Origin of the sequence: Bradyrhizobium cajani (assembly GCF_009759665.1) — a bacterium.
GTDB classification, from domain to species: Bacteria; Pseudomonadota; Alphaproteobacteria; order Rhizobiales; family Xanthobacteraceae; genus Bradyrhizobium; species Bradyrhizobium cajani.
In genome coordinates this window covers 104,710-131,345 of sequence record NZ_WQNE01000014.1, presented here as the reverse complement: position 1 = coordinate 131,345, position 26,636 = coordinate 104,710, and the positions used below count along the sequence as shown (strand labels likewise).

Here is a 26,636-nt window from a genome sequence, read left to right as displayed (position 1 = left end):
ATGCCTGCCTCGACCGACATCACGCCGCGTGCGAGCTATCCCGCGCAACTGCTCGCGGTGTCAGGGCGTGCGCTGGCGCAGCTTGTCCGTGCGCCCTCGCATTCACGGCGCGCCATGGCCGCCCGCACGCTGGCGCGGCATTCGCTGTGGCTCAGCGCAGCAGGCGCGGCCGTGATCATCGTGCTGATGGTTGCGTTCGACCTGACCGAGATCCAGTTGATGCCGGCGCGCGGCACGCCAAGCCTGTGGCCGATCCGCATCCTCACCGATTTCGGCAAGGATGAGTACGTGCTCTCGGTGCTCGGGGGTGCACTGGTTGTCCTGGCGCTCGTTGCAGCGGGATTGCACGGCCCCCGCCGCACCCTGCTGCTCGGTCTCGGCACACGGCTCCAGTTCGTGTTTCTATCTGTTGCCCTGTCCGTGTTCGTCACCGAGATCCTGAAATACCTTATCGGGCGCGGGCGTCCGTTCGTCGGCGGCACGGCCAATCCGTTCAACTTCATACCTTTCGAGGGGACGGGGGCCTATGCCAGCCTGCCGTCGGGCCATGCGGTGACGGCGTTCGCGCTGGCCTTTGCAGTCTCGGCGCTATGGCCGCGGCTGCGCGTGTTCATGTTCACTTACGCAATCGTGATCCTGTTGACCCGCCTGGTGCTGCTCGCACATCACCCGAGCGACGTCGTGGCCGGTGCCTTGGTCGGCATGGTCGGCGCCATGGCGGTCCGTTATTGGTTTGCCGCGCGGCGGCTCGCTTTCGTCATTCGTGCCGACGGCACCATCGTGGCGCTTCCGGGGACGGTCTCGGGCCGCCTCAAAAGGGTTGCCCGCGGGGCATCCGCCCCATAAAAGCGGCTGCCTGCCGGGGTCGCCGGTTCCTCAGGGGTAGGCCAATTCCAACCACGAGCCTCGATTTGTCGTCGTCCCAGCCTTCGGTTTCCATCGTCGTTCCCGTGCGCAACGAAGCCGACAACATCGCGCCGCTGATCGCGGAGATCGGGGCGGCACTCGACGGCCGCTGGCCCTACGAGATCATCTACGTCAACGATGGCTCGACGGACGCGACCGGGGAGCGGCTCGCGTCCGTCATGGCGCAGCGGGGCAATTTGCGGCAGCTTCGCCACGCCAGATCGACCGGCCAGTCGGCGGCGGTGCGCAGCGGCGTGCGCGCGGCGCGCGGGACGATCGTGGCGACGCTCGACGGCGACGGCCAGAACAATCCGGCGTTCCTGCCGGACCTGATCGCGGCGGTCGAGAAAGGCAGCAACGTCGGACTTGCCGCGGGACAACGCGTCGGGCGCAAGGATACCGGCTTCAAGAAATTCCAGTCTCGGGTGGCGAACGGGGTCCGCAACGCGATCCTGAAGGACGGCACGCGCGACACCGGCTGCGGGTTGAAGGCCTTCCGGCGCGAGGTCTTCCTGATGCTGCCCTATTTCGACGGGCTGCATCGTTTCCTGCCGGCGCTGGTTCGGCGCGAAGGCTACGAGATCGCCTATGTGGACGTGATCGACCGGCCGCGTCACTCCGGCGTGTCAAACTACGGTTTCTTCGACCGGCTGTGGATCGGCATCATGGATCTCGCCGGCGTGTGGTGGCTGATCCGCCGCAAGAAGCCGACGCCAGATGTGACTGAGGTGAAGGCATGATCATACAAATCGGTCAGGCGCTGAGCAACTATCTCTACGACGTCTTCGTCGCCAAATTCGACTTTTGGCTGGCGTTCGGCCTCGTTGCGCAGCTGTTCTTCACCGCGCGCTTTCTCGTGCAGTGGATCGCAAGCGAACGCGCGGGCAACAGCGTGGTGCCGATGGCGTTCTGGTTCTGCTCGATGGGCGGCGGGCTGATGACGCTGGTCTACGGCGTCGTGAAGCGCGAGCCCGTCATCATCCTCGGACAGGCGCTCGCGACCATCATCTACATCCGAAACATCATGCTGATCTGGAAGAACCGCGGCAGCGCCTCGAAGACGCTGGATCGCTGATTCCGTTATCGCGGCAACGCCGCCGCGCGGGCAGGGCGGCTTGATCGGCCTCGTGCGCCGATTAAGGCTCGCCGGCGATTGCCGCGTTCCGAGGCGAGATGCCTCGTGAGCGGGCTCACATTGCCGCGGTGAGGGCAGCGAAGCCGCGATCGAGATCCGCCTTGAGGTCGTCGACGTTTTCGAGGCCGATGTGCAGACGCAGCGTCGGGCCGCCGGGCGCCCACTTGGTCGCGGTGCGATAGGCGTCGCAGTCGAAGGGAATCGCGAGGCTCTCGAAGCCGCCCCAGGAAAAACCCATGCCGAACAGCTTGAGCGTGTCGAGCATGGCGTCGACCGCCTTCTGCGGGGCCGGCTTCAGCACAATGCTGAACAGGCCGGACGCACCGGTGAAATCGCGCTTCCAGATGGCGTGGCCGGGATCGGTTTCGAGCGCGGGATGCAGCACGCGCGCGACCTCGGGCCGCGTGGCCAGCCAGCGCGCCATCTCCAGGCCCGAACGGTGATGCTGCGCGAGCCGCACCGAGAGCGTGCGCAGTCCGCGCAGCGCGAGGAAAACATCGTCGGGGCCGGCGCAGACGCCGAGCAGGCGGATGCCTTCGGCAATCTGCGGCCAGGCCTTGGCGTTGGCCGAGACGGTGCCGAACATGATGTCGGAATGCCCGCCGATATACTTGGTGGCGGCCTGCATGCTGATGTCGACGCCCTGTTCGAGCGAGCGGTGATAGAGCGGTGTCGCCCAGGTGTTGTCGTCGATGACGAGCGCGCCGCGCGCATGGGCGACCTCGGCAATGGCGCGGATATCAGGCATCTCGAACGACTGCGAGCCCGGCGCCTCCACCAGAACGGCACGGGTGTTGGGCTTGAAGAGCTTTTCGATGCCGGCGCCGATCAGTGGATCGAAATAGCTGGTCTCGACGCCGTAGCGGGTCAGCATGCCGTTGCAGAAATTGCGCGACGGCCGGTAGACGTTGTCGCAGACCAGGATGTGGTCGCCGGTCTTCAGCACCGAGAGCAGGGTGGTCGAGATCGCCGACAGCCCCGACGGCACGATGCCGACGCCGGCGCATTGCGCCCCCTCCAGCGCCATCAGCGTCTCCTGGAACGCCTTGGTGGTGGGGGAACCGTGGCGGCCATACGTGAACTCGCCGCGATGGGCGTGCAGGTCCTCGGCAGTCGGATAGAGCACGGTCGAACCATGGAAGACCGGCGGATTGACGAACCCCTTCTGCGCCTTGGTGTCGCGGCCGGAGGTGACCAGCCGGGTCTCGGCGTGCTGCTGCGAGGGGTGCGAGGAATCCATGCGTCTGCTTTCAAAACTGCGTTTCCGCCGGACGCGTGCGGCGCCCGCGAGCCGGCTGGTGGCCGCTGTCGTTAATAACAGAACACAGAAGAGTCCCGTCAACCCCTTGACCCGGCTCCCCAGTCGTTCTGAGATGCGCAGGTGCTATTCAGTCGCCGCATGTTGAGGGGCCTGCCGCGACCTTCGATCCATCGTCTGACCGAACCATGTGCCACAGCCACAACGGCCGGCGCCTGCGACGGGGATTAAGGTAAGGCCTCCCGGGATCGGCGAGTGTTCGGCAAGGTTTTCCAGCATGACTCTTGCAAGGCCGGTCTTTGGTACGACCGGTCCCGGCGGAGACGATCCTGAGACAACGTTCCTGACCTTGAGACGATTTTGAAAGGCCCAAAGCCCATGAAACGCGTAACCCTGGCTATCACTCTTGCTCTCGCCGCCGGCCTGACCGCCCAAGCCGCCGATGCGCAAACGCTCAAGACCGTCAAGGACCGAGGCATGCTGTCCTGCGGCGTGAGCCAGGGCCTGCCGGGCTTCTCCTCGCCCGACGACAAGGGCAACTGGACCGGCCTCGACGTCGATCTCTGCCGTGCGGTGGCGGCCGCCATCTTCAACGATCCGACCAAGGTCAAGTACGTGCCGCTGTCCGCCAAGGACCGCTTCACGGCGCTGCAATCCGGCGAAGTCGACGTGCTCTCGCGCAACACCACCTGGACCATCTCGCGCGATACGTCGCTCGGCGCCAACTTCACCGGCGTCACCTATTATGACGGCCAGGGCTTCATGGTGAAGAAGTCACTCAAGGTGAATTCGGCGCTCGAGCTCAACAGCGCATCGGTCTGCGTCCAGACCGGCACCACCACCGAGCAAAATCTCGCCGACTACTTCAAGGCCAACAACATGAAGTACGAGGTGATCGCGTTCGCCACCAACGACGAAACCGTCAAGGCCTATGAAGCCGGCCGCTGCGACGTCTTCACCACCGACCAGTCCGGCCTGTACGCCAACCGCCTCAAGCTCGCCAATCCCAACGAACACATGGTGCTCCCGGAAATCATCTCGAAGGAGCCGCTCGGACCGATGGTGCGCCACGGCGATGACCAGTGGTTCGACATCGTGAAATGGACGCTGTTCGCGATGATCACCGCTGAGGAGCTCGGCGTGACCTCGAAGAACGTCGACGAGAAGGCCAAGATGGAGAATCCGGAGCTGAAGCGCGTGCTCGGCACCGATGGCAATTTCGGCGAACAGCTCGGCCTGACCAAGGACTGGGTGGTCCGGATTACGAAGGCGGTCGGCAATTACGGCGAGGTGTTCGATCGTAACGTCGGCGCCGGCTCGCCGCTTGCGATCAATCGCGGTCTCAATAATCTCTGGAACAAGGGCGGTCTCCAGTACGCGCCGCCAATCCGCTGATCCCGCTCGATCCGCGGCTCGCGGCGATGAGCACCGAAGCCCGCAAACCGCCGGCCCAGATCGCGCTGAAGATCAGGCGGATCCTGGGCGGCAAGGCAGGCTGGAACGGCGTTGCCGTCCAGTTTGCCTTCGCGGCGATCCTGGGCTGGATCGGCTATGAGATCGTCTCCAACGCCCGCGCCAACCTGGAAAACCAGCATATCGCGGCCGGCTTCGGCTTCCTCCGCAACAATGCCGGTTTCGACGTCAACCAGACCCTGATCTCCTACACCGGCTCGGACACGTTCCTGCGCGTTTTCGTGGTCGGGCTCCTGAACACGCTCGTGGTCTCGGTGGTCGGCATCGTCTTCGCCACCGTGATCGGCTTCATCGTCGCGCTGTGCCGGCTGTCGCCCAACTGGCTGCTGTCGCGCGTCGGCGAGATCTATGTCGAGATCATCCGCAACCTGCCACTGCTGTTCCAGATCCTGTTCTGGTACCTGGCGGTGCTCGCGGCCTTGCCCAACCCGCGGCAGAGCATTTCGCTGCTCGGCATTGCCTTCATCAGCAATCGTGGCCTCGTCGTTCCGAGCCCGATCGGCGAGAGCGGCTTCGCGCCGTTTCTGGCGATGCTGGCGTTTGGCATCGTCGCCTCGCTGGCGCTCCGTTTCCACGCGCGGCGCGCGCTGTTTCAGGAAGGCCGGATGATCCGCATCTGGCCCTCCGTGCTGGGGCTGCTGTTCGGGCTGCCGCTCCTCAGCACGCTGGTGTTCGGTCTGCCCTTCACCTTCGAGCTGCCGCAGCTCAGGGGCTTCAACTTCGCCGGCGGCTCGCGGATCATTCCGGAGTTCGTCGCGCTGACGGTGGCGCTGTCGACGTATACCGCGGCCTTCATTGCCGAGATCGTGCGCGCCGGCATCCTGTCGGTCCACCAGGGGCAGATGGAGGCGGGAGCCTCACTCGGCCTCAGCCGCGGCGCCACGCTGCGGCTGATCGTCATACCGCAGGCGATGCGCGTGATCGTACCGCCGCTGACCAACCAGTACCTCAACCTCACCAAGAATTCCTCGCTGGCGGTCGCGATCGGCTATCCCGACCTCGTCTCCGTGTTCGCCGGCACCTCGCTGAGCCAGACCGGGCAGGCGATCGAGATCATCGCCATGACGATGGGCGTCTATCTCTTGATCTCGCTCCTCACCAGCGCCGTCATGAGCGTCTACGGTTGGCGCGTCAGCCGGAGTCTGGGCGCATGAGCGATATCACCTCGTCCAGCTTCGTCCGCCGGGACCTGCTCACCGAGCGTCCGGCGCCGGTGAAGACCACGGGCTTCATTGGCCTCGTTCGCACCCGCCTGTTCAACTCGCCGACCAACATCCTGCTCACGATCATCGGCGCATTGCTGCTGTGGTTCACCATCGTTCCCAGCGTCAGGTTCCTCGTCGTCGATGCGGTCTGGAGCGGCAAGGACCGCACGGCGTGCCTCGCCGAGAACGCCGGCTTCGCGGTGGGGGCCTGCTGGCCCTACATCCAGGCCAAGCTCCCGCAGTTGATCTACGGCTTCTATCCCGAGGCCGAGCGCTGGCGGGTCAACCTCACGCTGTTGCTTGCGGTCGTCCTGCTGTTGCCGCTGCTCATTCCGCGTCTGCCAGCGAAGGGGCTCAACGCCGGCTTGTTCTTCCTCGCCTTTCCGGTGGTCGCATTCTTCCTGCTGCACGGCGGCGGTATCAAAGGCTTCGGCCTGAGCTGGACGGCGGGCCTGCTGGAATTGTTCGACGACAGCATCATCAACGCCGGACAGGTCCTGCTCGGTCTCAGCAAGACCTCGGCCATCGGGCCGCTGCTGTGGATCGTCGGCCAGCTGATCGTGCTGGTCGGCACCGCGATCTCCTGGCTGATCTTCCCGCTGACCTGGCTGCGCGACCAGATCCAGGGCACAGGGCAGTCGGTCTGGTTGGATTTCGCCATCACGGCCGCGATCGTCTCCCTGATCGGCTTCGTTCTCGGCGGCGGCGTTCGCACCGGTGGGCGGGCTCTGGCCTCCTGCATCGCCACCTTCGTGGCCATCGCCGTCGTGATTAAGCTGATGGACCTCGATCACGGCGGTCTGTCGATCGTGACGACGAATCTGTGGGGCGGGCTTCTGGTGACCCTGGTGGTCTCCGTCACCGGCATCGTCACCTCGCTGCCGATCGGTATCGCGCTGGCGCTCGGCCGCCGCTCCACCATTCCGCTGATCCGGATCTTCTCGATCGCCTTCATCGAATTCTGGCGCGGCGTGCCGCTCATCACCGTGCTGTTCTTCGCGACCTACATGCTGCCGTTGTTCCTGCCCGGCAATTTCACCGTCGACGGTCTCGTCCGCGCACTGATCGGCATTGCGCTGTTCACGGGCGCCTACCAGGCCGAGAACGTCCGCGGCGGGCTGGCCGCGATTCCGCGCGGGCAGGGGGAGGCGGCCGCGGCCCTGGGGTTGTCCTGGTGGAAGACGACCTCGCTGATCGTGCTGCCGCAGGCGCTGCGCCACGTCATTCCGAACCTCGTCAACAGCTTCATCTCGCTGTTCAAGGACACCTCCCTGGTCTCGATCGTGGCGCTGTTCGATCTGCTCGGCTCGCTCCGGGCATCGTTCTCGGACCCGAAATGGTCGACGCCGTCGACCGCGTTCACCGGATTTGCCTTTGCCGGCATCATTTACTTCATCTTCTGCTTCGGAATGTCGCGCTACTCCCTGTTCGTCGAGCGCCGCCTCAACGCCCACCGCCGCAACTGATCGAGCTCATCATGTCCGACCCCATCGTCAAGATCTCCGGCCTGAACAAATGGTATGGCGAATTTCACGTGCTGCGCGACATCGACCTCGAGGTCAAGAAGGGCGAGCGCATCGTGATCTGCGGCCCCTCAGGCTCCGGCAAATCGACGCTGATCCGCTGCATCAATGCGCTGGAGGAATTCCAGGAGGGCGAGATCGTCGTCGACGGCATCGCGCTCGGGCCGAACCTCAAGCACATCGATGCGGTGCGCCGCGAGGTCGGCATGGTGTTCCAGAGCTTCAATCTGTTTCCGCATCTGACCGTGCTGGACAATTGCACGCTGGCGCCGATCTGGGTGCGCAACATCCCCAAGAGGGACGCCGAGGCGACCGCAATGAAATTCCTGGAGCGGGTCAAGATCCCGCATCAGGCCAACAAGTTTCCGGGGCAGATGTCCGGCGGCCAGCAGCAGCGCGTCGCGATCGCCCGTGCACTGACGATGAATCCGAAGGTCATGCTGTTCGACGAGCCGACCTCGGCGCTCGATCCCGAAATGGTCAAGGAGGTGCTCGACACCATGGTCGACCTCGCCGAGGAGGGCATGACCATGCTGGTCGTGACCCACGAGATGGGCTTCGCCCGCGAGGTCGCCAACCGCGTGGTGTTCATGGATGCGGGCCAGATCATCGAGGCCAACACGCCCAACGAGTTCTTCGCCGCGCCCCAGCACGCGCGCACGAAACTGTTCCTGAGCCAGATCCTGCGGTAGGGGGAGTAGCGAATGGCGAGTAGCGAATACGGCGCTATCATTCGCTATTCGCCACGCACCATTCGCCTCTAGACGAACGGCGGCTTGATGTTGCTGCGCTTCTCCAGCCATTCCGGCACGGGCAGGTTCTTGGCGCGCATGAAGTCGGCATTGAACAGCTTCGACTGATAGCGGCTGCCGGAATCGCAGAGCACGGTCACGATCGTCTTGCCGGGCCCGAGCTGCTTGGCAAGGCGTATCGCGCCGACGACGTTGATGCCGGTGGAGCCGCCGAGGCAGAGACCCTCGTGCTGGAGCAGCTCGTAGATGACGGTCACGGCTTCGGCGTCGGGAATGAGATAGGACTCGTCGACCTTCGCGGTCTCGACGATCGCAGTCGCGCGGTTGAGGCCGATGCCTTCGGTGATCGAGCCGCCCGGCGTCGCCTTGGCCTCGCCGGTCCTGAAATACTCGAACATGCCCGCACCATGCGGATCGGCGCATGCGATCCGGACGGCCTGGTTCTTCTCCTTCAGATAGCGGCTGACGCCGGCGAGCGTGCCGCCACTGCCGACCGAGCAGACGAAGCCGTCGACCTTGCCGCCGGTCTGCTCCCAGATCTCGGGCCCCGTGGACTCGTAATGCGCCTTGGCATTGTCGAGGTTGTTCCACTGGTCGGCGAACAGCACGCCGTTGGGCTCGGTCTTGCGCAGCTCGTCGGCGAGCCGCCGGCCGACATGCTGGTAGTTGTTGGGATTGGCGTAGGGGAGGGCCGGCACCTCGATCAGCTCGGCGCCGCACAACGTCAGAAAGTCCTTCTTCTCCTGGCTCTGCGTCTCCGGGATCACGATCAGCGTGCGGTAGCCGCGGGCGCTCGCCACGACGGCCAGCCCGATTCCGGTATTGCCGGCGGTCGCTTCCACCACGAGGCCTCCCGGCTTGAGCTCGCCGCGCTTTTCCGCCTCCAGGATCATCCATTTGCCGGCGCGGTCCTTCACCGACTGGCCCGGATTCATGAACTCGGCCTTGCCCAGGATGGTGCAGCCGGTCAGTTCGGAGGCGTGTTTGAGCTTGATGAGCGGGGTGTTGCCGATGGCTTCGACAACGTCGTTTTTGATGGTCATGTCAGGCAATTACCGGCTGGTTCACAAGATGGGCGCGACCCTAAAGTAGGGTCGCTGGCCTTACAAGCGACCCTTGCAAGCCTCATCCCGCAAACTCTTATTGCTGCTTTGCGAAGATGACCTGCCGGACGTCGATATTCCCGGACAGGAATCCGGCCTCGCAATAGGAGAGGTAGTATTCCCACAGCCGCCGGAACCGGTCGTCGAAACCGAGCGGCACGAGGCCCGGCCAGGCCGCGCGGAAGTTATTTCGCCAGGTGGCGAGCGTCTTGGCATAATCTTGCCCGAAGATGCGCTCGCGGATGACGGGAACACCGAACCGGTCGCCGAGCGATTTGAGCACGCCGGGCGAGGGCAGCATGCCGCCGGGAAAGACGTAGCGCTGGATGAAGTCGACCTCGCGCCGGTAGCTCTGGAACAGCTTGTCCTGGATGGTGATGGCCTGGATGCCGGCAAGCCCGCCCGGCAGCAGCCGGTCGCGCATTTGCACGAAGTATTTCGGCCAGAACTGCTCGCCCACGGCCTCGATCATCTCGATCGAGGCGATGCGGTGGTAGCGGTCGCGCTCGTCGCGATAGTCCTGCAGACGTATCTCGACCTTCTCGGCAAGGCCCGCCTCGTGAATGCGCCGGCGTGCAAAATCGCGTTGCTCGGTCGAGATGGTCAGGCCGACCACGCTCGTACCGAAGGTTTTTGCGACGAACTCAGCGAAGCCACCCCAGCCGCAACCGATCTCGAGCAGCTTCTGATCCGGCTTCAAATCGAGCGCCTCGGCGAGCCTGCGATATTTGTTGGTCTGCGCAGCGGCGAGATCGCTGGTACCCTCCTCGAACAGGGCCGAGGAATAGGTCATGCTGGGATCCAGCCAGGCCGAATAGAACGCATTGCCGATGTCGTAATGGGCGTGGATGTTGCGCCGGGCCTGGCGGCGGGTGTTGCGATTGAGCCAGTGCTGCATCATCTGCACGAGGCGCATCAGCGGCTTGTCACGCAGCATGGCCTGGATCAGGTCGTGGTTGACGCAGAACAGATAGAGGAATTGCGTGAGATCCGGCGTATCCCATTCGCCGGCGAGATAGGCCTCGGCGATGCCGATGTCGCCGCCGTTGATGAGGCGTGAGGCGAAGCCGAAATTGTGCAGTCGCATCACCGCGTTCGGACCCGGCTCCTGACCGCCGAGCCGGATCATGCGACCGTCGGGCAGGATGACGTCGAGCGTCCCGCGCCGCAGCCGCGAGCCGAAGGCGAGCGCGAGGCGAACGATGCGCGGCAGGTCGGCAAGCACGGTTTCGATGTTGTCGGGCGTCACCGAGATGGGTTTCGGCATCGGCAAATCCATTACCTGAACCGGTATGGTGCCGATCGCGAGCAGCGCGCGCCCACCTTGGCCGTTCTTGCTGGACCCCGAGCGCGCCCGCCAACGGTCAGCAGAAAGGAATAATATAGGTGCACGTTTCATCCGCCGCCAAGGTGGTTTCGGCATCGCTTTGCCGGGCGACGGCCGGCACTGCGCCATTCCAACGTCTGCCGCCGGCGACGGCCACGGCTGATCGTCTCGACGCGCGGCTGTGCATCGCGGCCGGCAACCGACGCCGGCATGCCGGGCTCGGTGGCTCTGTTGCCGGTGTGGCGGTGATATCACATGAAATCTTGGTAAGCTTGAGCGCGCTTGGTGGCAGTTCAGGAATACGAAAAACCCCTGTGACACAGGCACATTGTGAGTTTTCGTGATCTCGGTGCCGGCGTATTCGGGGGTTCGTTTCGCAGGTGCGGGACTGTCCCGCTGTTCCGCGCCCGGCTAATATACCTCTCAGGTTCCGCAGAAAGCCATCACCGCCGTGAGCGAGTTGTCCAAAGCCCCCCGACCGTCCCGCCGCGAATCGGTTAATCCGGCGGCGCGGTGGCGGTTCGATCTGCCGGGCAGGGGGTGGATGTGACACAGGACGTTCCGGCGGTCGCCATGTGGCGATCTCTTGGCTCCGCTTCCCGGACACGGCGTGCGGCGCGCTGGTTCGCGGTGGTGTGCGTTGCCGCGAGTTCGGGAGCGTGCGTGCTGACGCAGGATCTTCCGGATCCCGCGCTCGACGTTCCCAGGCAATACAAATACGCCGGAAAGGGCGATGCGCCGCCGTCGCTGGACTGGTGGCGCGGCTTCCGCTCCACTGAGCTGACGCAGTTGATGGAAGAGGCGCAGACCGTCAACCTCGACATCGCCGCCGCCGTCTCGCGCATCGTCCAGGCGGACGCGCAGGCGCGGCAGGCCGGCGCGGCGCTGCTGCCGAGCCTGTCGACGGGCGGATCGGAAACCTATTCACGCACCTCCGGCTCGAGCGCCTCGGGCCTGTCCATCGGCGGGCGGGAAGTCGTCAACTATTCGGCCTCGCTCAGCGCGAGCTACCAGCTCGACTTCTGGGGCCAGAACCGCGACGCGCTGCAATCGGCGGAAGAGACCGCCAACGCCAACCGCTTCGATCGCGACACCGTAGCGTTGACGACGCTCGCGGGCGTCGCCAACGCCTATTTCCAGGTGCTGGCCTCGCAGGACCGCCTGCGCACCGCCCAGCGCAACATCGCGAGCGCGCAACGCATCCTCGATGCCATCCGCGAGCGCCGCAAGGCCGGCACCGGCACCGATCTCGACGTCGCCCAGCAGGAAAGCGTGCTCGCCAACCAGAAGGCCCTGGTGCCGCCGCTGCGCCAGACGCTCGACCAGAACGTCAACGCGCTCGCCGTGCTGGTATCGCGGCCGCCGGAGAGCGTGCGCGTGCTCGGCGGCTCCCTGGACCGGATCGCAATCCCGCGCGTCACGCCCGGCCTGCCGTCGGAGATCCTGACGCAGCGGCCCGATATCCGCCGGCAGGAGGCGCAGCTAGCCTCTGCGACCGCAAACATCGGCAATGCCCGTGCGCAGTTCTTTCCGACCATCCAGCTCACCGGCAATGGCGGCTATCAGAGCTCGGCGCTGGTATCGCTGTTCCAGCCCCATGCGGCTTTCTTCCAGCTCGTCGGCAGCGCCACGCAGCCGATCTTCGACGGCGGCAAGATCCTCGGCAATTTCGAATTTGCCAAGGCGCGGCAGGACGAGCTGCTCCAGACCTACCGCAAGACCATCGTCCAGGCCTTTGCCGACGTCGACAATGCGCTGTTCTCGATCAAGCAGACCACGATCAAGCTGCAATTGCAGCGCGACGTCGTCGCCGCCTCGCGCCGCGCCTTCGATCTCTCCGAGCAGCAGTTGCGCGCCGGCACCGCCGACATTGTGACCGTGCTCAACACCCAACTGACGCTGTTCCAGGCGGAAGACGCGCTGTCACAGGCGCAACTGGCCCGCTTGCTCGCGATCGTCAGCCTGTATCAGGCGCTCGGCGGCGGCTGGGAGCCGCGAATGGAGAAACCGGTCAATGCTCTTTAAGCCGGATACCAAGGCTGATGCGAAGGAGGCCGGCGCGAAGAAGTCGCGCGGCCGCGGCTTCGTCATGACGCTGATCACGCTCGCGATCCTCGGCGGCCTCGGTTATCTCGGCTGGACCGTGATGCATCAACAGCAGGCCAACAACCGCAACCAGCGGCCCGACCTGCCGGTCCCGGTGCTCGCGGCGACCCCGCGCATCCAGGACGTGCCGGTCTATCTCGACGGCGTCGGCGCGATCCGCGCGCTCAACACCGTGACCGTGCGCTCGCAGGTCGACGGCAAGCTGATCGCGGTCAACTTCACCGAAGGCCAGGACGTCAAGAAGGGCGACGTGCTCGGCGAAATCGATCCGGCGATCTACCAGGCGCAGTACGACCAGGCCGTGGCCAAAAAGGCGCAGGACCAGGCCCAGCTCGCCAACCAGCGCATTGACCTCACCCGCTACGAGCAGCTTGCCGCCTCCAATGCCGGCTCCAAGCAGCAGGCCGACACCCAGCGCGCGCTGGTCGCACAGACCGAGGCGCTGGTGAAGGCGGACCAGGCCGCGATCGATAACGCCGCGGCGACGCTGAGCTACACCAAGATCGTGGCGCCGATCTCGGGCCGCGTCGGTCTGCGCCAGGTCGACCAGGGCAACATCATCCACGCCTCCGACACCACGGGCCTCGTGGTGATCACGCAATTGCAGCCGATCGCGGTGTGGTTCAGCTTGCCGCAGCAGCAGATCATGCGCGTCAACGCCGCGGCAGCGAAGGGTGCGCTGGCGGTCGACGTGTTCGGCAATGACGGCATCACCGTGATCGACACCGGCAAGCTCACCGGCATCGACAACCAGGTCGACCAGACCACCGGCACGCTCAAGCTCAAGGCCGAGTTTCCCAATGCCAATTACCAGCTCTGGCCGGGCCAGTTCGTCAACGTCCGCCTCAAGGTCGAGACCTTGATCCAGGCCCTGGTGGTGCCGACATCGGCGGTGCAGCGTGGTCCGATCGGGACCTTCAGCTACGTCATCGGCGAGGACAACGTCGTCTCGGCCAAGCCCGTGACGGTGACGCAGCAGAACGAGCATGACGCGGTGATCGCCTCGGGCCTGTCGCCGAACGACCGGGTCGTCACCACGGGCTTTGCCAATCTGTCCGACGGCTCGAAGGTGATCGTCGGCCGCGACGACCAGACTCCCTCGGCCGATCTCGCGCCGCGCAAGCGCTCGCGCGGGCCTGACGCCCAGAAGAAGGATGGCGCGAAAGAGGGCCAGAAGGACGAACAAGGCAAGGACGGCGAGTTCCGCGCCAAGCGCAAGAGCAGCGAAGGCGACCAGAAGGGGCAGACCGGGCCGGCACCGGGGCCGGGGGCAGCGGGAAGTGGAGCCAAGCAGCCATGATCCCGACAACAGCCGCTTAAGCGGCAGGCGCAGAACATGGGTGTCTCCGAACCCTTCATCCGACGGCCGATCGCGACATCGCTGCTCGGCATCGCGCTCCTGATCGGCGGTGCGCTCGGCTATTTCGCGCTGCCGGTCTCGGCGCTGCCGCAGGTCGATTTCCCGACCGTGCAGGTGACGACGCAGCTTCCCGGCGCGAGCCCCGACGTGATCGCCTCGCTGATCACCGCGCCGCTGGAGCGGCAGCTCGGGCAGATCCCATCGCTGTCGGCGATGAACTCGACGAGCTCGTTCGGCGTCAGCCAGATCTCGCTCCAGTTCGATCTCAACCGTGACATCGACGGCGCGACGCAGGACGTGCAGGCCGCGATCAACGCCGCGGCCGGCGTGCTGCCCAAGACGCTGCCTTACCCGCCGACCTACGCCAAGGTGAACCCGGCGGATGCGCCGGTGATGACGCTGGCGCTGCGCTCGGACACGATCTCGCTACGGGCGATGAGCGACATCGCCGACACCATCCTGGCGCAGCGGCTGAGCCAGATCTCCGGGGTGGGGCGGGTCTCCGTCCTCGGCGGACTCAAGCCGGCGGTGCGCATCCAGGCCGATCTGGCGCGGCTGGCCGCCTATGGCATCGCCATGGAGGATCTGCGCACCGCGATCGCCAATGCCAACGTCTCCGGCCCGAAGGGCTCGCTCGACGGCGCGCAGCAATCCTACATCATCGCCGCCAACGATCAGATCGCCGCCGCCGACGCCTACAAGCCTGTCATCATCGCCTACCGGAATGGCTCGCCGGTCACGATCGCCGACGTCGCGCAGATCGTCGATGGCCTCGAGAACGACCGCACCGGCGGCTGGTACCAGGGCACGCCCGCGGTCATCATCGACATCCAGCGCCAGCCCGGCGCCAATGTCATCGACGTCGTCAGCCAGATCCGCGCCGAAATCCCCAAGGTCCAGCGCGCGATTCCGGCCGGCGTGAACCTCACCATCGTCTCCGACCGCACCGTCACCATCCGCGCTTCGGTGCGCGACGTGCAATTCACGCTGATCCTCAGCGTCGTGCTGGTGACGCTGGTGGTGCTGTTGTTCCTGCGTTCGCTGCGGGCCACGCTGATCGCCGGCGTCGCGCTGCCGCTGTCGCTGATCACGAGCTTCGGCATCATGTATTTTGCCGGCTTCAGCCTCGACAATCTGTCGCTGATGGCGCTGACCATCGGCACCGGCTTCGTCGTCGACGACGCCATCGTCATGATCGAGAACATCGTCCGCCACATGGAGAACGGCGAGAGTGCCATGGAGGCCTCGCTGAAGGGCGCCAGTGAAATCGGCTTCACCGTGATCTCGCTGACGGTGTCGCTGATCGCGGTGTTCATCCCGCTGCTGTTCATGTCGGGGCTCGTCGGGCGCATGTTCCGCGAATTCGCGCTGACGCTGACCATCGCGGTTGTGACCTCCGCCGTGGTCTCGCTGACGCTGACGCCGATGATGTGCTCGCGCCTGCTCAAGCACGCGCATGAGGAACTGGCGGTGCCGGGATTGGCTGCGATCAGCCGCTTCATCGACCGTACCGTCGAATTCTATCACCGCACGCTGCTCTGGGTGCTCGAGCGCCAGCGCGCCACGCTGGTCGTGACCTTCGCCACCCTGGTTGCGACACTCGTCCTCTATGTCGTCGCGCCAAAAGGCTTCCTGCCGCTCCAGGATACCGCCTCGATCACGGCGGTGACGGAGGCAGGACCGGACGTATCGTTCGCGGAGATGCAGAAGAGGCAGGCCGAGGCCGCCGACGCCATCAAGGCCGATCCCGACGTGGTCGGCGTCGTCTCCGTGATCGGTGCCGGTTCGGTCAACCCGACCACCAATGTCGGCCGTCTCGTCATGACGCTGAAGCCGCGCGGCGAGCGGCGCGACGACGTCAGCGTCGTCGTGACCCGGCTGAAAGAGAGGGTGGCCCGCATCCCCGGCATGACCGTCTATTTCCAGCCGGTGCAGGACGTGCAGATCTCGACGCAGTCGAGCCGCTCGCAATACCAGTACACGCTGACCGGAACCGATGCGACGCTGGTGTCGGAATGGGCGGGCAAGCTGGTTGCGGAGATGCGCCGCGATCCGCTGTTCCGCGATGTCTCCTCGGAAGCGCAGGAGGGCGGCCTGCGGGCGCAGCTCACGGTCGACCGCACCCGTGCAGGCCAGCTCGGCGTGAGCCTGCAAGGAATCACCGACACGCTGAATGACGCATTCGCACAGCGGCAGATCTCGACCATCTATGGCCAGGCCAACCAGTACCGCGTGGTGCTGGAAGCCTTGCCGATGTACCAGCGCGATCCCTCGATCCTGTCAAAGCTCTATCTGCCGGGCGCCGCGAGCGCCACGGTGGGGGCGCCAGGCGCCCAGGTGCCGCTATCGGCCGTGGCGACATTGACGCGCACCACCGCGCCGCTCGCGATTTCGCACCAGGCGCAATTCCCGTCCGTGTCGCTCAGCTTCAATCTCGCGCCAGGCGCGGCGCTCGGCGATGCCGTCGAGGCCGTGAAGACGATCGAGACCCGGATCGGCATGCCCAACAGCATCGTCGGCGTCTATGCCGGTGATGCCGCCGAATTCGCCAAGGCGCTCGCCGGCCAGCCCTGGCTGCTGCTCGCCGCCGTGATCACGATCTACATCGTGCTGGGCGTGCTCTATGAGAGCTACATCCATCCGATCACGATCCTCTCGACGCTGCCTTCGGCCGGCGTCGGCGCCATCCTGGCGCTGGTGCTGTGCGGGCAGGACCTCTCGGTGATCGGCCTGATCGGCATCATCCTGTTGATGGGCATCGTCAAGAAGAACGCGATCATGATGATCGACTTCGCGCTCGAGGCCGAGCGCGGGCAGGGGATGTCGCCGAACGAGGCGATCGTGCAGGCCTGTTTGCTGCGCTTCCGCCCGATCATGATGACGACGCTGGCGGCGCTGTTCGGCGCGCTGCCGCTCGCGATCGAGAGCGGCACCGGCGCCGAGCTGCGCTTTCCGCTCGGCATCTCCATCATCGGCGGCCTGCTGCTCAGCCAGCTGCTGACGCTCTACACCACGCCGGTGATCTACCTCGCGCTCGATCGCATCAACCGCCGCCTCGAGCAGGCGCTGCCGCCGGCCGAATCCGGCGGCCCGCCGGTCGCCGGCGCGACCGAGGGGATGCAGTGATGGCATCGATCTCGGAGCCCTTCATCCGCCGCCCGGTCGCGACCACGCTGCTGTCGATCGGGTTGTTCCTGCTGGGTGTCGTCGCCTACGAGTTCCTTCCCGTCGCCTCGGTCCCGAATGTCGACTTCCCCGCCATCTTCGTGTCCGCCAGCCGGCCGGGCGCCGATCCGTCCGTGATGGCGGCGACGGTGGCCTCGCCGCTGGAGCGGCGGCTCGGCGAGATCGCCGGCATCAACCAGATCACGTCCACGAGTTCGCTCGGCACAACCAACATCCAGCTCCAGTTCGACATCGGCCGCAACATCGACAAGGCCGCCCGCGACGTGCAGGCCGCCATCAACGCCTCGCTGGTCGACCTGCCGAGCGACCTGCCGACGCTGCCGCGCTTCCGCAAGGCGAACACCGCCGGCGCCCCTGTGTTCGTGCTGGCACTGACCTCGAAGACGCTGTCCGCCAGCGCGATCTACGACGTCGCCGATACGGTGCTGGCGCAGCGCATCTCGCAGGTGCCGGGCGTCGGCGATGTGACCGTGTCCGGCGCCGACCAGCCAGCCGTGCGGGTACAGCTCAATCCCGTGGCGCTTTCCAACGCCGGCATCGCTACCGACGACGTGCGGACCGCGATCATCAACGCCAACCCGCTCGGCCCGGTCGGCATCTTCAACGGCGAGCGCCAGAGCGAGACGCTGTCGCTGAACAAGCAGATGCGCACGGCGAAAGAGTTCCGCGACATCGTCATCAAGAGCTCGAACGGCAATTTCGTGCGGCTCTCCGACGTTGCCGACATCGAAGATTCCGTCCGCAATGCCCGCTCGATCGCCTGGTTCAACAAGCAGCCGGCGGTGCTGATCCAGATCACCAAGCAGGGCGATGCCAACGTCATCGACACGGTGGACCGGGTGAAGGCGCTGATCCCGGCGCTGAAGCAGTGGATTCCGGCCGGCGTCGAGATTTCCACCCTGGTTGACCGCACCGGCACGATCCGCGCCAGCGTGCTCGACATGCAGTGGACGCTGCTGGCGACCGCGGTGCTGGTCATGATCGTGGTGTTCGTTTTCCTGCGACGCCTCACACCGACGATCGCGGCCGGCATCTCGGTGCCGCTGGCGCTGGCCGGGACCTGCGCCGGCATGTGGGTCGCGGGCTTCTCGATCGACAATCTGTCGCTGATGGCGCTGGCGATCTCGGTCGGCTTCGTGGTCGACGACGCCATCGTCATGATCGAGAACATGTTCCGCAATCTCGAGCACGGCATGCGGCCGTTCCAGGCGGCGCAGGAAGGCGCAAAGCAGATCGGCTTCACCGTGGTCTCGATCAGCCTGTCGCTGATCGCGGCGTTCACGCCGCTGATCTTCATGGACGGCGTCGTCGGCCGCCTCCTGCGCGAATTCTCGCTGACGCTGACCTTCGCGATTCTGGTCTCGACGCTGGTGTCGCTGACGGTGACGCCGATGATCTGCGCCCATTACATCCGGCAGACCACCTCGGGGACAGCGACGCTGTTCGATCGCCTGATCGAGGGCTCGCTGTCGCGCATCGTTGCCTTCTACGCCCGCAGCTTGCGCACCGTACTGGAATATCCGCTGCTGACGCTGCTGGTGTTCTTCGCCACCATCGCCCTCACGGTGACTCTCTACATCAAGGTGCCCAAGGGTTATTTCCCGACCGACGATTCCGGCTTCGTCATCGGCGCGACGCGCGCCTCGGCCGACATCTCGTTCCAGTCGATGCTGGGCCTCCAGCAGCGGCTCGCCGACATCGTGATGCAGGATCCCGCCGTGGCCGGCATCGGCTCGACCGTCGGCAGCGGAGGCGGGGGCCCGGGCGCGGCGACTTCGAACCGCGGCACCATGTTCATCAGCCTGAAGCCGCCGGAGCAGCGCGACCACGTCTCGACGCAGGTCGTGATCGACCGCCTCCGGCGCGCCTTGTACCCGGTGCCCGGCATCCGCCTCTTCATGTTCGCCGCCCAGGACGTGCGCGCCGGCGGGCGGCAGAGCGATTCCGACTACCAGTACACGCTCTCCAGCACCGATCTCGGCCTGCTCCAGAAGTGGGCCCCGATCGTGGCCAAGCGCATGGAGAGCGTCGAGGGCATCACCGACATCTCCAGCGACCGCGATCCCGGCGGACTTCAATTGACTTTGTCGATCGACCGCCAGAAGGCCTCGGCCCTCGGCGTCAGGGTCCAGGACATCGACAACGCGCTGAACAACGCCTTCTCGCAGCGGCAGATCTCGATCATCTACACCCAGCGCAACCAGTACATGATCGTGCTGGAGATCGATCCGAAATTCCAGGTCGACCCGTCCAACCTCGACCGCATCTATGTCGCCGGCGCGGGCGACGCGCAGGTGCCGCTGTCGGCGGTGGTGCATGCGACGCGCGGGCTGGCTGCGCTCGCCGTCTATCACTCGCAGTCATTCCCTTCGACCACGGTGTCGTTCAATTTGTTGCCGGATGTGCCGCTCCAGACCGCCACCCAGAACATCCAGCGCGCGGTCGAGGAGTTGCACATGCCGGAAGGCATCCGCGGCAGTTTTGACGGCAACGCCGGCGATTTCGCCAGGACCAGTGGACGTCAGCCGCTGCTGATCCTCGCCGCGCTGGTCGCGATGTATATCGTGCTCGGCGTGCTCTACGAGAGCCTCGCCCATCCGCTCACGATCATCTCGACGCTGCCCTCGGCCGGCCTCGGCGCGCTGCTGGCGCTCCAGCTCACCAACACGCCGCTGACGGTGATCGCCTTCGTCGGCATCATCCTGTTGATCGGCATCGTCAAGAAGAACGGCATCATGATGGTCGACTTCGCGCTCGACGCCGAGCGCCAGCGCGGCCTGTCTTCGGCGGAGGCGATCTTCGAGGCCTGCCAGGCGCGCTTCCGCCCCATCCTGATGACGACGATGGCGGCGCTGTTCGCCGGCATCCCGCTGGTGGTCGCGACCGGCCCCGGCACCGAGCTGCGCCGTCCGCTCGGCATCACCATCATCGGCGGCCTGTTCGTCTCGCAGATCCTGACGCTCTACACCACGCCGGTGATTTACCTGTTGATCGACCGCCTGCGGCGGCGGTCGGAGCCGCGGCCAGTGAGCGCGCCGGCGGAATAGACAGGTGCACAACGGCGCAGCGCCGCTGTGTCGCAAGCTCCGCATAAGTGTCTTCATACGCCCGTCAACCTGACCGCGTATAGCTGGCGCGTTACCACAGAAGTCCATTCCATCCTCGATGCGGTTGTCTCGGCCGGCGCTCGCAGGCGTGCGGCTGCTTGCGCTTGAGTCAGCACAACGAGGCAAAAAGGAGCAAACAACCATGACCGTGCTCGCAACCAGTTTCGATACCTATCTCGCCCTCTATGACGACTTCACACGCTACGCAAACACCGTTGTCATGGATGGGCAGTCGCCGATCGCAGGTGCCACCTGGAAAACCACCGGGGCAACCGCTCCCAGGATTCTTGATCACTATCTGATCGCCGGAACGAACAAGGACAACCGCCAGCTTGGCTACCTTTACTCGATCCAGCCGAAGCCGGTGAGCGAGCTGGGGTGTGATATCGTGTGGTCGGGCGGCACTCAGATGGTGCCGGCGATGACGCTGACAATATCAGCGGATGACGCGGTCCTTACACTCACCAGGATGCTGCATTTCAACTTCGGGCCGCTCGGATTCAATATCAGTTTCGGAGACGCGGTGGGACCAGGCGCACCGCTCCAGCCGGTCACGGCGGGCAACTGGACAGTGCCCATGAAGAATGATGGTTTGACCGTCTATCGCGTGAAAATGGCCGTTCGTGGCAACAGTCTTGTCGTCTTCGGCCCCAACGGCGAGGTGTTCGGGTGGAGCGACGCGCGGGTGTCCCGATTTGCCGGCGGTCTGTGCTTTCTCGAGCCAGGAATCTTTTTCGAAGGCGACACGGCCGGCCTGACAGCCAAGGTCAAGCGCGCCTGGGCCGTGAGCGACGGCAGCACCGATCCCGCGAGCGAGCTCGGCACCCTCCCAACGAGTCCATTTGCCGCCAACAACGATTTCGCGGCGCTCGGAAACTACTTCTACTACGGACGGGTTGTCGGCGCCTTGAACAAGATGGGCGAGGTTGACGTCGGACTCGTCAGCGCCAGCCCTGCCGTTTCGTTTCCGCAGGTCCAGTTCGGCCCCACTAACATCGTCACATCTCTCGCAGCCGCTGCGGCAATTGGTGACACGACAATTTCCACCGTGGACTACATCCCGAACGGTACGATGTCGGTCACGATCGATCCGGGACCGAACCAGGAAGTCGTCACGATAGGGCCTCTGGGCGGCCAACTCGCTCCCTATGCATTGTCAGTCCCTGCGCTAGGGAAAGCGCATGCTGCCGGGGCGATTGTACAATGTGCCGTGCCTGACTCGATGCGATATACCGTGATCTACGATCAGATTAACCAGAGACTTCGATTCCAACTCGACGGAGCGCAGATCGTGTCCTTTGGGTCCCACCTGTACATTACAACTCGGGTCGGACCAGATAGCAATCCTATGTTGCAACTCATTCTGGACAACAGCGGGACGCCCGGAGTGATCACGTCGTACAACGGGCGCGTTCGAATGGGGCAGACCAATACATTCGCGACTGGCGTGGGCAGTCCCCGTCCGACTCTCGACCTTAGCGTCGGCGATCAATTCTATGACACCAGTCTCGGAAAGCCCATTTGGGTTGCCAGCGTAGACCCAAATGGGACGGCACACTGGACAGACGCTGCCGGGACACCCGCCTAGCAGGGCGGTCACTGCATTAGAAGCGCGAGGGACCGTCTTCGGGCGGTCCTTTCTTAAAAGGGGCTATCGGACAGCGGACCGCCAAGCCTGAGCAGACGGCTTGTTGGGACGCCGCTTCGAGCGTATAGCGGCCGCCATGTCGAACCCCACCGCCGCCGCACCGGCCGAGTCAATCCCCGAATGCCCGCACTGCCAGAAGCCGATGCCGCTGTGCATCTGCGACAGCGTCACACCGATTGAAAACCGGCTCGCGCTCCTGATCCTCCAGCATCCGCAGGAGCAGGACAGGGCGCTCGGCACCGCGCGGCTGCTGGCGAAGCATTTCGAAGATGCCACCGTGCGGGTCGGCCTGTCCTGGCCGAGCCTGTCCAAGGCGCTGGGGCATCCGGTCGAGAACGCCTCGCACTGGGCCGTGCTCTATCTCGGCTCGGCACGCGCGGTCGACCTCGAAGCCGAGGCCGAGATCGTCGCGCTCAACCGCAAGGGCGAGATCGCGGACAACCAGCGCGCCATCTTCGGCAAGCTCGAAGGCGTGGTGCTGCTCGACGGCACCTGGAGCCAGGCCAAGGCGCTGTGGTGGCGCAATCCCTGGATGCTCAAGTGCCAGCGCGTGATCCTCAACCCGGCGCATCCCTCGCGCTACGGACGCTTGCGCAAGGAGCCGCGGAAGGATGGGCTCTCCACCATCGAGGCCGCCGCGACGATCCTGGCCGGCCTCGAAAAGCGCCCCGACATCGCCGTGACGCTGAACACCAGTTTCGAGCGGATGCTGGCTCGCTATCGCGAGGTGCAGGCCGAAATGCCGGAGCTGGCTCCGAAGCCGGCGGCAAAGGGCCGCTCACGCGATTTCCGGCGCCGAAAGCGTAGCCACCCCGCCGGGGTTGCCTAATCCGTTCATCCCCTATATTGCTCCGCCCTTACGGGGCCACGTGGCGGAGTGGTTACGCAACGGTCTGCAAAACCGTGTACACCAGTTCAATTCTGGTCGTGGCCTCCATCACAAGCTTCTGATTCTTCAGCTAAATTTTGAGTTCCTCACGGGTTCCGCGGCGCGCGCGGACGAGGCTTGCCGGGTCGCGCCCACCGGGTTTGCCCGGGGCTTGGGCGGCCCCCGATTCAGGCTCGCTGGCATAGAGTTCGCATCTGCGAAGTGACGCAGCCCGAACCTGGAGCTGGAGTCCCGTGAGCGAAATCGTCCGATTTATCCCGAAATCAGAGCTGGAGCGGGCACGCCTCATTCGCGAGGCCCGCGCGATCTACGACAGCATCTTTCCGCCGGCTGCGCCCGATCGGGCCTCCCAGGACGGCGAGGAGCGCGTCAAGAACTGATCGTGGCCGCGCCGGATCCCGGCGCGTGGCTCAAGCCAACCCGCCTCGCAAGGCGAGCGCATCCGTTCGCGGTGAATTCTGCGGCGGTCTCAGGAGGCCGCGTACCAGCCGTCCGGAAACGGCAGCAGGGGCCAGGCGCCCTCGTTGTCATTGGCGGCCCTGACCTTGGGCGTTGCGTCGTACGTCCACGAGCGGGGCACGAATTCCTCCTCCGGCACGGACGCAAAATCTTCATTGATCATGGCGTCCCGGACGGCATCCAGCAGCAAGTTGAATTCGGCTTCGCTCATTGCACCCTCGCAGAACGCGGATGGCGCAATGTCGCAAAGCCGGTTTGTTACCCGATTGACCCGATCGTTCGCATTTTAACGATCCGGCGATCGGGTCCCGATTGGTTAGCGATTCCTAAAAAATCCCCGCGGAACCTAGTCTCCGGCCGCGCCCGCCCAGTGTGAAAGAGATCACATTCTCGGACGTTTATTTCTCGCAAGGTCTCTCGCGACACCGGCCAATGCGGGCCGGCCGGGCAGGGCAGAACGGGAGACTTGGTCATGAGGGCAAGGTTCTTGCGGTTTGCACGCGTGAAAAGCCGGGCGCGTCGCGCCTCGACGGTCGGGCTTTTCCTGACGCTGTTTGCCTCCGCCGCCAACGCGCAGCAGGGAACGCCGGAGCAACGCCGGGCCTGCACGCCCGATGTCTACCGCCTCTGCGCCGGAGAAATCCCGAACGTGCGTGCCATCACGGCGTGCCTGCGCCGTAACCGCTCAAGCTTGAGCGAGGCTTGCCGAGGCATGTTCGACCAGGCCGGGGGCTGACATGCCTGACCTGTGATTTTGTGCGCAGCAAGTGGCCCACACGGGCTCGCGAATCCGGCATGGTCGGCCTGTGGATATGCTGCGGACAAGCTGTGGAAGGCTGTGGACCTAAGCAACTAGATGCGTCTGCTCGGGCGTCATATCTACGTCAAACCATCGCATCAAATGCGTTCCCGATTGAGCAGATCATTGTGCAACACGGGACTATTTGGTTCTGCCGAATTCGGAATCCCGCATCGCGGGACAGCCTGAGCGGCGCGCGCCTCGCACTCCGTCATTGCGAGCGCAGCGAAGCAATCCAGACTGTCTCTCCGGGGGATTGCTTCGTCGCAAGCGCTCCTCGCAATGACGGCGTTGAGAGAGCTGTGCCCTCATCACAACAGTCTCGTGCCCCGGACGCTGGGCAGCAACGTAAGAACGCTACAGCGCGTCCGGGACAGGAGGCCTCTTCACTTCGTCTCAAATTGCAACCCGCGCGTGCAAGAAGTCTTGATCGGCGGTGATCTAGGGGTTGAACGCGGCACGTGTGGCCAGCGACTAACCCGACAGAGTGCAGAGGGATCAGCGGAACGTGATCAAGCTTCCGCTTCCTAAAGCACTAAAATGGTGCTTTAGTGCTTTCCATGAGCCCGTCACCCCGAAACGCGCCCTCCGCGCTGCGTTACCGGCTTGCCCCCGATCCGGCGGCCACGGCCGCCTTGGAGGCGACGTTCCAGGCCTATGACCGCATGATGGAGATCCTCGACGAGGTCGCACGCAGCCATAACGTCGGCTCCAACGTCGTCCTGCTCCATGCCCATGCCTATGATCCGATCCGCAAAGCGACCGCATTGCCCTCGCGGCTGGTGACGCTGGGCCTGCGCGACCGTGCCGATTACCGCGCCGCCCAGGGCCGCCGCCTGCCGCTCGACGACAAGCTCGCCAAGATCAAGGGACCCGCCACCATTTCGATTGCGACCGTGCAGGGGCGCTTCAGCGTGCCCTTCGACTACGCCGGCTACACCGAGGGCTGGGGGCAGAGCGTGCCCGCACGCCTCGTCCGCACCGACGATGGGTTCGAAGTCCACTACGGCGTCACGCCGAATAGTCTGCCAGAGGAGGAGAACGCTATGGATACCATCGCTGCCGCTCCCGACAATTTCCTGTCCCGGGTCGGGCGCCTGATCGCCGGGATCGCCTATGACGCGATCGAGCAGGCGGAAGGCAAGAACAAGCTCAAGGTGGTCGGACAGGCCATCCGCGAGATCGAGCGTGCCGAGAGCGAGGCGCGCGATGCGCTCGCCGCCGCGCGGGCCGAGGAATACCGCCTCAACGCACGCCGCACCGAGATCGAGCGCGAGATGACCGATCTCGCGCCCAAGATCGAGGGCGCGATCGCTGACGGGCGCGACGATCTCGCGCGCGCCGGCATTGCCCGTCAGATGGACCTCGAGGCGCAGTTCGAGGTGCTCTCGCGCGCCATCGACGAGAACAACGAGAAGATCGAGCAATGCGTGACGTCGCTGCGTGCCGTGCTGTCGGCACTCCAGGATGCCGAGCAGCGCCGTGCCGATCTCGAAAAGAGCGAGGCCATCGCAAGCCAGCAGGCGTCGACGTCACCCCGGAAGCAGGGCGGCGGTTCGGCGGCTGCGAAGGCGCTGCGCGCGGGCAAGGCGGTGGCACGGGTCACTGGCGTGCCAGCGGGCATCCCTTATTCGAGCGACATCGACGAGCTCAGCACGTTGCATCGCGACAAGGAAATTGCAGCGAGGCTGGCCCGGTTGAAGTCGCGCTCCTGAGTGCCGTGTCATGAGCGCACTGCTCGAACACGTCATGTCGCCGGAGGTCAGGCCGTTCGCGATCGCGGCGGCGATGATCGTCATCGTCGGCTCGATTGAGGTCATCTCGATGCTGGTCGGGGCGTCCCTTAGCGAGATGATCGGCACCCATGTCGATTTTGGCCACCCCAGCGACAATGGTGTGGTCAATGCGATCTCGTGGATCAATGTCGGCGGGGTGCCGCTCCTGATCTTCCTGCTGCTGTTGCTCGGCGCCTTCTCGATCACCGGCTTCCTGATCCAGGATATCGCGCGGATGGTGGCCGGGCCCTTGCCCGCGACGGTCGCCTCGATCGGGGCGGTGGTCGTGTCGGTTCCGCTGGTCCGCGCGGCGAGCGGCGCCATCGCGCGGGTCATCCCCAAGGATGAGAGCTACGCCGTCGGCCTCGGCGATCTCGTCGGCCGCGTCGGCGAGGTCGTCGTCGGCCCGCTCGACCAGGGACCGCCCGGCCGTGTCAGCGTCGCCGACATCCACGGCAATCGCCACTTCGTCTGGGCGGTCGCCGCACCTTCGTCATCGCCCCTGCAACAGGGAACCATGGTTCTCCTGGTCGATCGCGCCGGCACCCGCTTCGTGGCGGTGCAGGCCGAGGATGAACTCAAGCCGCCCAAGCCCAGTCAAAGCAGCTAGTACGTCATAATCGGA

The 26,636-nt window shown here is 65.1% G+C and carries 21 protein-coding genes and 1 tRNA gene; 18 read left to right on the top strand and 4 right to left on the bottom strand.

Annotation, left to right across the window (positions count from 1 at the left end; translation table 11 throughout):
- The 3 genes from GPL20_RS18575 (at position 1) to GPL20_RS18565 (ending at position 1,981) form a co-directional block, all read left to right on the top strand.
- On the top strand, positions 1-846 hold the full coding sequence (locus GPL20_RS18575) for a phosphatase PAP2 family protein (protein WP_157330944.1): 846 nt from the start codon (positions 1-3) through the stop codon (positions 844-846).
- 65 nt (positions 847-911) lie between these two features.
- On the top strand, positions 912-1,646 hold the full coding sequence (locus GPL20_RS18570; RefSeq protein ID WP_157330943.1) for a glycosyltransferase family 2 protein: 735 nt from the start codon (positions 912-914) through the stop codon (positions 1,644-1,646).
- Entirely contained in the window at positions 1,643-1,981 is a 339-nt protein-coding gene (locus GPL20_RS18565) for a lipid-A-disaccharide synthase N-terminal domain-containing protein (RefSeq protein WP_157330942.1), read from the top strand. The genes GPL20_RS18570 and GPL20_RS18565 overlap by 4 nt, the downstream gene beginning before the upstream one ends.
- A 115-nt stretch (positions 1,982-2,096) precedes the next feature.
- Here GPL20_RS18565 and metC read toward each other — a convergent pair whose 3' ends face one another.
- Complete coding sequence (gene metC / locus GPL20_RS18560; RefSeq protein WP_157330941.1) at positions 2,097-3,281, bottom strand: cystathionine beta-lyase; 1,185 nt, start codon at positions 3,279-3,281, stop codon at positions 2,097-2,099.
- A gap of 396 nt (positions 3,282-3,677) precedes the next feature.
- Between metC and GPL20_RS18555 the strand changes: the two genes are divergently transcribed.
- Genes GPL20_RS18555 through GPL20_RS18540 form a run of 4 tightly spaced genes read left to right on the top strand, consistent with a single transcriptional unit; the run spans position 3,678 to position 8,192 of the window.
- Entirely contained in the window at positions 3,678-4,694 is a 1,017-nt protein-coding gene (locus GPL20_RS18555; protein WP_157330940.1) for an amino acid ABC transporter substrate-binding protein, read from the top strand.
- Between the two features lie 26 nt (positions 4,695-4,720).
- Entirely contained in the window at positions 4,721-5,926 is a 1,206-nt protein-coding gene (locus tag GPL20_RS18550) for an amino acid ABC transporter permease (protein WP_157330939.1), read from the top strand.
- Positions 5,923-7,443 (top strand): amino acid ABC transporter permease, encoded by a 1,521-nt coding sequence (locus GPL20_RS18545; RefSeq protein WP_157330938.1) that lies wholly within the window; start codon positions 5,923-5,925, stop codon positions 7,441-7,443. Before GPL20_RS18550 ends, GPL20_RS18545 begins: the two co-directional genes overlap by 4 nt.
- A gap of 11 nt (positions 7,444-7,454) precedes the next feature.
- On the top strand, positions 7,455-8,192 hold the full coding sequence (locus tag GPL20_RS18540; protein WP_157330937.1) for an amino acid ABC transporter ATP-binding protein: 738 nt from the start codon (positions 7,455-7,457) through the stop codon (positions 8,190-8,192).
- A gap of 68 nt (positions 8,193-8,260) precedes the next feature.
- Here the strand turns inward: GPL20_RS18540 and GPL20_RS18535 are convergent, their stop codons facing one another.
- Complete coding sequence (locus GPL20_RS18535) at positions 8,261-9,295, bottom strand: cysteine synthase A (RefSeq protein WP_157330936.1); 1,035 nt, start codon at positions 9,293-9,295, stop codon at positions 8,261-8,263.
- A gap of 97 nt (positions 9,296-9,392) precedes the next feature.
- Positions 9,393-10,622, bottom strand: coding sequence for an SAM-dependent methyltransferase (locus tag GPL20_RS18530; RefSeq protein WP_157330935.1), 1,230 nt, complete (start codon positions 10,620-10,622; stop codon positions 9,393-9,395).
- Positions 10,623-11,222: 600 nt separating this feature from the next.
- On the opposite strand from GPL20_RS18530, the gene GPL20_RS18525 reads away from it, so the two are divergent.
- From GPL20_RS18525 to GPL20_RS18490, 8 genes are all read left to right on the top strand, one after another.
- Positions 11,223-12,707: an efflux transporter outer membrane subunit gene (locus GPL20_RS18525; RefSeq protein ID WP_373568209.1), complete on the top strand. Its 1,485-nt coding sequence runs from the start codon at positions 11,223-11,225 to the stop codon at positions 12,705-12,707.
- A complete protein-coding gene (locus GPL20_RS18520; RefSeq protein WP_157330933.1) occupies positions 12,697-14,088 on the top strand; it encodes an efflux RND transporter periplasmic adaptor subunit in 1,392 nt (463 codons plus the stop codon). Before GPL20_RS18525 ends, GPL20_RS18520 begins: the two co-directional genes overlap by 11 nt.
- A 36-nt stretch (positions 14,089-14,124) precedes the next feature.
- Positions 14,125-17,274, top strand: a complete 3,150-nt coding sequence (locus GPL20_RS18515; protein ID WP_157330932.1) for an efflux RND transporter permease subunit — start codon at positions 14,125-14,127, stop codon at positions 17,272-17,274.
- A complete protein-coding gene (locus GPL20_RS18510; RefSeq protein ID WP_157330931.1) occupies positions 17,274-20,381 on the top strand; it encodes an efflux RND transporter permease subunit in 3,108 nt (1,035 codons plus the stop codon). Before GPL20_RS18515 ends, GPL20_RS18510 begins: the two co-directional genes overlap by 1 nt.
- Positions 20,382-20,583: 202 nt before the next feature.
- Entirely contained in the window at positions 20,584-22,029 is a 1,446-nt protein-coding gene (locus tag GPL20_RS18505; protein ID WP_157330930.1) for a hypothetical protein, read from the top strand.
- A gap of 136 nt (positions 22,030-22,165) precedes the next feature.
- Positions 22,166-22,918: a tRNA-uridine aminocarboxypropyltransferase gene (locus tag GPL20_RS18500; protein WP_157330929.1), complete on the top strand. Its 753-nt coding sequence runs from the start codon at positions 22,166-22,168 to the stop codon at positions 22,916-22,918.
- Positions 22,919-22,952: 34 nt separating this feature from the next.
- A tRNA-Cys gene (locus GPL20_RS18495) sits at positions 22,953-23,026 on the top strand.
- 185 nt (positions 23,027-23,211) lie between these two features.
- On the top strand, positions 23,212-23,358 hold the full coding sequence (locus GPL20_RS18490) for a hypothetical protein (RefSeq protein ID WP_246250696.1): 147 nt from the start codon (positions 23,212-23,214) through the stop codon (positions 23,356-23,358).
- A gap of 89 nt (positions 23,359-23,447) precedes the next feature.
- Here the strand turns inward: GPL20_RS18490 and GPL20_RS18485 are convergent, their stop codons facing one another.
- Positions 23,448-23,648 carry a hypothetical protein gene (locus GPL20_RS18485; RefSeq protein ID WP_157330928.1) on the bottom strand — a complete coding sequence of 67 codons (201 nt, stop codon included), beginning with the start codon at positions 23,646-23,648 and terminating at the stop codon, positions 23,448-23,450.
- Between the two features lie 261 nt (positions 23,649-23,909).
- On the opposite strand from GPL20_RS18485, the gene GPL20_RS18480 reads away from it, so the two are divergent.
- From GPL20_RS18480 to GPL20_RS18470, 3 genes are all read left to right on the top strand, one after another.
- Positions 23,910-24,173 carry a hypothetical protein gene (locus tag GPL20_RS18480; RefSeq protein ID WP_157330927.1) on the top strand — a complete coding sequence of 88 codons (264 nt, stop codon included), beginning with the start codon at positions 23,910-23,912 and terminating at the stop codon, positions 24,171-24,173.
- Between the two features lie 614 nt (positions 24,174-24,787).
- Positions 24,788-25,951, top strand: a complete 1,164-nt coding sequence (locus GPL20_RS18475) for a PspA/IM30 family protein (protein WP_254125387.1) — start codon at positions 24,788-24,790, stop codon at positions 25,949-25,951.
- 10 nt (positions 25,952-25,961) lie between these two features.
- Positions 25,962-26,621 (top strand): OB-fold-containig protein, encoded by a 660-nt coding sequence (locus GPL20_RS18470; RefSeq protein WP_157330925.1) that lies wholly within the window; start codon positions 25,962-25,964, stop codon positions 26,619-26,621.
- Positions 26,622-26,636 lie beyond the last annotated feature (15 nt).

What these genes read in the sequence shown, in the direction of transcription:
- GPL20_RS18575 (WP_157330944.1), top strand. Translation starts at nt 1, where the DNA reads ATGCCTGCCTCGACCGACATCACGCCGCGTGCGAGCTATCCCGCGCAA.
- GPL20_RS18565 (WP_157330942.1), top strand. Translation starts at nt 1,643, where the DNA reads ATGATCATACAAATCGGTCAGGCGCTGAGCAACTATCTCTACGACGTC.
- metC (WP_157330941.1), bottom strand. Translation starts at nt 3,281, where the DNA reads ATGGATTCCTCGCACCCCTCGCAGCAGCACGCCGAGACCCGGCTGGTC.
- GPL20_RS18555 (WP_157330940.1), top strand. Translation starts at nt 3,678, where the DNA reads ATGAAACGCGTAACCCTGGCTATCACTCTTGCTCTCGCCGCCGGCCTG.
- GPL20_RS18550 (WP_157330939.1), top strand. Translation starts at nt 4,721, where the DNA reads ATGAGCACCGAAGCCCGCAAACCGCCGGCCCAGATCGCGCTGAAGATC.
- GPL20_RS18545 (WP_157330938.1), top strand. Translation starts at nt 5,923, where the DNA reads ATGAGCGATATCACCTCGTCCAGCTTCGTCCGCCGGGACCTGCTCACC.
- GPL20_RS18540 (WP_157330937.1), top strand. Translation starts at nt 7,455, where the DNA reads ATGTCCGACCCCATCGTCAAGATCTCCGGCCTGAACAAATGGTATGGC.
- GPL20_RS18535 (WP_157330936.1), bottom strand. Translation starts at nt 9,295, where the DNA reads ATGACCATCAAAAACGACGTTGTCGAAGCCATCGGCAACACCCCGCTC.
- GPL20_RS18530 (WP_157330935.1), bottom strand. Translation starts at nt 10,622, where the DNA reads ATGCCGAAACCCATCTCGGTGACGCCCGACAACATCGAAACCGTGCTT.
- GPL20_RS18520 (WP_157330933.1), top strand. Translation starts at nt 12,697, where the DNA reads ATGCTCTTTAAGCCGGATACCAAGGCTGATGCGAAGGAGGCCGGCGCG.
- GPL20_RS18515 (WP_157330932.1), top strand. Translation starts at nt 14,125, where the DNA reads ATGGGTGTCTCCGAACCCTTCATCCGACGGCCGATCGCGACATCGCTG.
- GPL20_RS18510 (WP_157330931.1), top strand. Translation starts at nt 17,274, where the DNA reads ATGGCATCGATCTCGGAGCCCTTCATCCGCCGCCCGGTCGCGACCACG.
- GPL20_RS18505 (WP_157330930.1), top strand. Translation starts at nt 20,584, where the DNA reads ATGACCGTGCTCGCAACCAGTTTCGATACCTATCTCGCCCTCTATGAC.
- GPL20_RS18500 (WP_157330929.1), top strand. Translation starts at nt 22,166, where the DNA reads ATGTCGAACCCCACCGCCGCCGCACCGGCCGAGTCAATCCCCGAATGC.
- GPL20_RS18485 (WP_157330928.1), bottom strand. Translation starts at nt 23,648, where the DNA reads ATGAGCGAAGCCGAATTCAACTTGCTGCTGGATGCCGTCCGGGACGCC.
- GPL20_RS18480 (WP_157330927.1), top strand. Translation starts at nt 23,910, where the DNA reads ATGAGGGCAAGGTTCTTGCGGTTTGCACGCGTGAAAAGCCGGGCGCGT.
- GPL20_RS18470 (WP_157330925.1), top strand. Translation starts at nt 25,962, where the DNA reads ATGAGCGCACTGCTCGAACACGTCATGTCGCCGGAGGTCAGGCCGTTC.